Annotated in this window: 2 protein-coding genes and 1 pseudogene; all 3 read right to left on the reverse strand. The window is 45.7% G+C overall.

The window, feature by feature from the left end:
• On the reverse strand, positions 1–266 hold a 266-nt coding region (locus ACJ751_RS18500; protein WP_407747002.1), incomplete at its 3' end, for a Gfo/Idh/MocA family protein.
• Positions 267–933: 667 nt separating this feature from the next.
• Positions 934–4,056 (reverse strand): efflux RND transporter permease subunit, encoded by a 3,123-nt coding sequence (locus ACJ751_RS18505; RefSeq protein WP_407747003.1) that lies wholly within the window; start codon positions 4,054–4,056, stop codon positions 934–936.
• 143 nt (positions 4,057–4,199) lie between these two features.
• Positions 4,200–4,438: pseudogene (locus ACJ751_RS18510) on the reverse strand (efflux RND transporter periplasmic adaptor subunit); the annotation flags it as partial.

Consider the following 4,438-nt stretch of genomic DNA (forward strand, 5'->3'; position numbering starts at 1 on the left):
GCCTGGATGGCTTTCAGCGTCCACTCCACATGCAGATGATTGGGCAGGGGAATGTATACCGCATCAATATTTTGATCATTCAATAATTCCTCATACGAACCATACACTACCGGAATGCCTAGCTTCATAGCTGTTTCCTGCGCCTGTTCTTTATTCCGCGATGCAATAGCGACAATATCGCAATAAGCGCCTGTTTGCATGGCTGGAATTACTTTCTCCCTGGCAATTTTTGCGGTGCTTAATATTCCCCAACGAACTTTTTTCATATGCTGGTTTTGAGTGGGGCAAATGTAAGTATAAAGTAATAGTTCCAGGTTCCAGGAACAGCTGTAAGTTTAAGTCATTGTTACAGCTGTTATATTCAAACACCCTTAACGTTTAAATAATGACTATCAAAGGAGCCATTCATTACTTTGAGCATATAAAACCGGTGATGAAGATCATTACGAGCGGGAAGCATTGTGTACTATAATACATCTGTGGGAAGAACAACGGGGAGTTAGCTGAAAAGTGGGTTAAAAGAGGGGCTGGATGGACATCCGCCCCCGTTTTAATCCAAAAATACTCTTTGAAAAACTAATGTAACATCATTCAAATTATACGCCAATCGTATAATAAACTACTTTTTGTATATATAATTTAGGTCAATGTGAATTAATTTCCTCATAGTTGGAAAATTTATTCCTTAAATGAGACTCCTGATTTGAAACATTCTCCCGCTTTCGGAAAATTCACTGTAGTAAAATACAATGAAATTAATGTTTAAAGGTTAAAGCAAGTTATAAGGCTTAACAGGATGCACCGTATTTTCTGCACCCTGACTATATAGACGCTTCAAATGATGCAATAGATGCATCTATTATAAAATAGAAACAACAAAACGGCCCTGTACCTTAAGATACCGGGCCGTTTTTATTTTGTTAATTGCCATGTTTAATCCATGCGTTGACCTAGTTTTCTATACCCCGCATAAAAGAACAACGGGAAGATCAGTAATGTTAAACCGGTAGCGGTTATCAACCCCCCGATCACAACGATGGCCAGTGGTTTAGATGTTTCTGAACCAATCCCGTGCGACAGGGCAGCGGGTAATAGACCGATGGCCGCCATCAGGGCCGTCATAATAACGGGCCGTACGCGGCTCTTTACCCCTTCTTTGATGGCCATCTCCAGCGAATGACTGTCAAACTCATGTTTCTTTATCTTTTGCAGGTTGTTCTTGAACACAGAGATCAGGATAACACCGTTCTGAATACAGATCCCGAACAGGGCGATGAACCCGATACCGGCAGAAATACTGAAGTTGGTGCCCGAGATCAGTAAAGCGGCAATACCGCCAATAATGGCAAACGGGACGTTTAGTAATACTAAACCCGCGTCTTTTACATTGCCAAACATCACAAACAGGATCAGGAAGATGATCAGCAAACTCACCGGCACTACTTCCGTTAACCGTTTGGTAGCGCGCTGCTGGTTTTCAAAATCACCGGCCCATTGCATGTCATACCCTTTGTTCAACTGAACACTTTTATTCACTTTGCTTTGCGCTTCGGCAATGGTGCTGCCCATGTCGCGACCGCGCACGCTGAACTTGATGGCGCTGTAGCGGCGGTTATCGTCCCTGAAAATGATGCTGGGGCCCGTTAACCGCTCCAGGGTGGCGATGTTCTTTACCGGCACCTGAGAGCCGCGCATGGTGGGGATCAGCAGGTTGCTGATGGCCTCCGCGTTGTTCCGGTAATTTTCCTGGTAACGCAGGCGGAGCTGGAATTTCTTCTCGCCCTCATAGATCTGCGATACGGCTTTACCGCCAATGGCCATTTCAATGGTAGCATTGGCGTCTGCAGTGGTAACGCCGTATAAGGCCATCTTGCTTTGATCGAGATCGATACGCAGCTCGGGCTGACCAATATTGCGAATGATGCCCAGGTCTTCCACACCCTGCACATGCTTCATTACATTGTATACTTCGTAAGCCTTCTTTTCTGTATAAGCCAGGCTATCACCATAAATTTTTACGCACAGCGAACCCTTTACCCCCGATACCGCTTCTTCCACATTATCCATAATAGGCTGGGAGAAGTTAAGGTCGATGCCGGGGAATACCGACAGCATGTGTTGCATTTTATCAATCAGCTGTTCTTTGGTCATGCCGCTTTTCCATTGGCCTTTTGGATAAATGTCAACATGAAACTCCACGTTGTAAAAACCGGTAGCATCGGTACCATCATTGGGCCGGCCGGTTTGCGACATCACCTGTTTTACTTCGGGAAAGGTTAATATCATCTTGCGCATCTTGTTGGCAATATCGCGCGACTCGTTCAGCGATACGCTGAGCGGACAGGTAGCACGAATATAGATAGCGCCTTCATCCAGTTCAGGTAAGAACTCGGTCCCCAGGAATTTAAAGGAGAATAAACCAACTGCCACCAGTACGATCGCCACCAAAATGCTGAGGCGTTTGCGGGCGTAGGTCCAGTTGAATTGCCACATTACGCCTTTGGTAAGCCACTCCACAAATACATTGTGTTTTTCGCGTACGTTCCTGCGAAGCAGGATGCTGCTTAAAAGTGGGATCAGGGTAAGCGTTAAAATAAGGGCGCCCAGTAAAGCAAAACCGAGCGTCCATGCCAGGGGAGAAAACATTTTACCTTCCACTTTCTCAAAGGAGAAGATGGGCAGTAAGCCGGCAATGATGATGAGTTTGGAGAAGAAGATGGCTTTGCCCAGTTCGCCACCGGTATTTTTGATGATGCCCAGTTTACTCAGGCGGTTGAACCGTTCCATCCCGATCTGATGCGCCTTGCTATCGAGCAGCACGAAGATCCCTTCCACCATTACCACGGCCCCGTCAATGATGATCCCAAAGTCGATGGCGCCCATGGACAGCAGGTTGGCGCTCATGCCGCGTAACGTTAAACAAATAAAGGCAAACAGCAGGGCCAGCGGAATCACAATGGCTACAATAACCGTCGTGCGCCAGTCGGCCATGAACAAAAACACGATCACCGTAACAAAAATAATTCCCTCCAGCATATTGTGCAGTACGGTGTGCGTGGCAAAGTCGATGAGGTCATTACGATTGTAGAAGGTATTTATCTTAACATCGGAAGGCAACACTTTTTCATTCAGGTAATCAATTTTAGCCTGCACTTTTTTTATCACCTCGCCGGGGTTCTCGCCCTTACGCATCACGATGATCCCTTCTACCACATCGTTTTGTTTATCGCGACCAACCTGACCGAGGCGGGGCAGGGCGCTGATCTGGTAATCCGCTACATCTTTCACCAGGATGGGCGTACCATTGATATTATCAACGATGATATTCCCGATCTCATCCACGCTATTGATCAACCCAATACCGCGCACAACATACGATTGCGAGTTATCGACGATCACATCGCCGCCTACGTTGATATTACTTTTGGAAGCAGCGGTATACACCTCCAGCGGGGTAATATTATACGAAGCCAGCTTTTGCGGATTAACTTTTATCTCGTAGGTTTTTACTTCACCGCCAAAACTTACTACATCACCTACGCCTGGTACGCCCAACAGCTGGCGTTCTATCACCCAGTCCTGCAGGGTTTTCAGATCTTTTACCGGTTTGTCGGTGCTTTGCAACGTATAACGGAATATCTCACCCGTAGGACCGGTAGGCGGTTGAATATCGGGATCGGCGCCTTCGGGTAACTCCACATCGCGCAGCAGGTTGTTCACCTGTTGACGCGCGAATGCATCATCCACATGGTCATCGAAAATTACTTTTACTACCGACAATCCAAATACCGTTGTAGAACGAACCGAGGTTTTACGCTGTACCGGGTTCATGGCCACTTCAATGGGAATGGTCACAAACTTTTCTACCTCTTCTGCACTGCGGCCCGCCCATTGGGTAATGATGGTTATCTGCGTATTCGTAACATCGGGGAATGCCTCGATGGGAATGCTACTGAAAGCCAGCGCACCCCAGATGATTAGGATGAGGGTGGCGAGGAATATAAATAGCTTGTTCTTTAATGAAAAGGCTATTATTTTTTTTATGAATTTATTCATTAATAGTTCTGCTTTTGGGTTCTTAAGTTCATGAGTTCTTTAGTTTGTTAGTTTTTGAGTTATTAAGTTATTAGGTTCTTGAGTTCAAAGGGTGAACTAAAGAACTAACAAACTAACGAACTCAATAACTTCAAACTGACTTCTTACTCGCTCAACGCCTGATAGATAAACACCTGCGAGTTTGTAACAACCTGATCTCCTTGCTTAAGCCCCTGGATGTAAGCTTTCGAATCAACCCTTTTTATCAGTTGAACTTCTTTTATGTGTAAGCCGCCGGTGTCTTTAACGATTACAAAGTTTTTTCTGTCGTCGAGTACGATGGCCTGGGAGGGAATGCTCAACATCGCACAAGTAGCTTGTCCATCCACTTTCACGGTCACAA

This window comes from Niastella sp., from assembly GCF_045805085.1.
Lineage (GTDB): Bacteria > Bacteroidota > Bacteroidia > Chitinophagales > Chitinophagaceae > Niastella.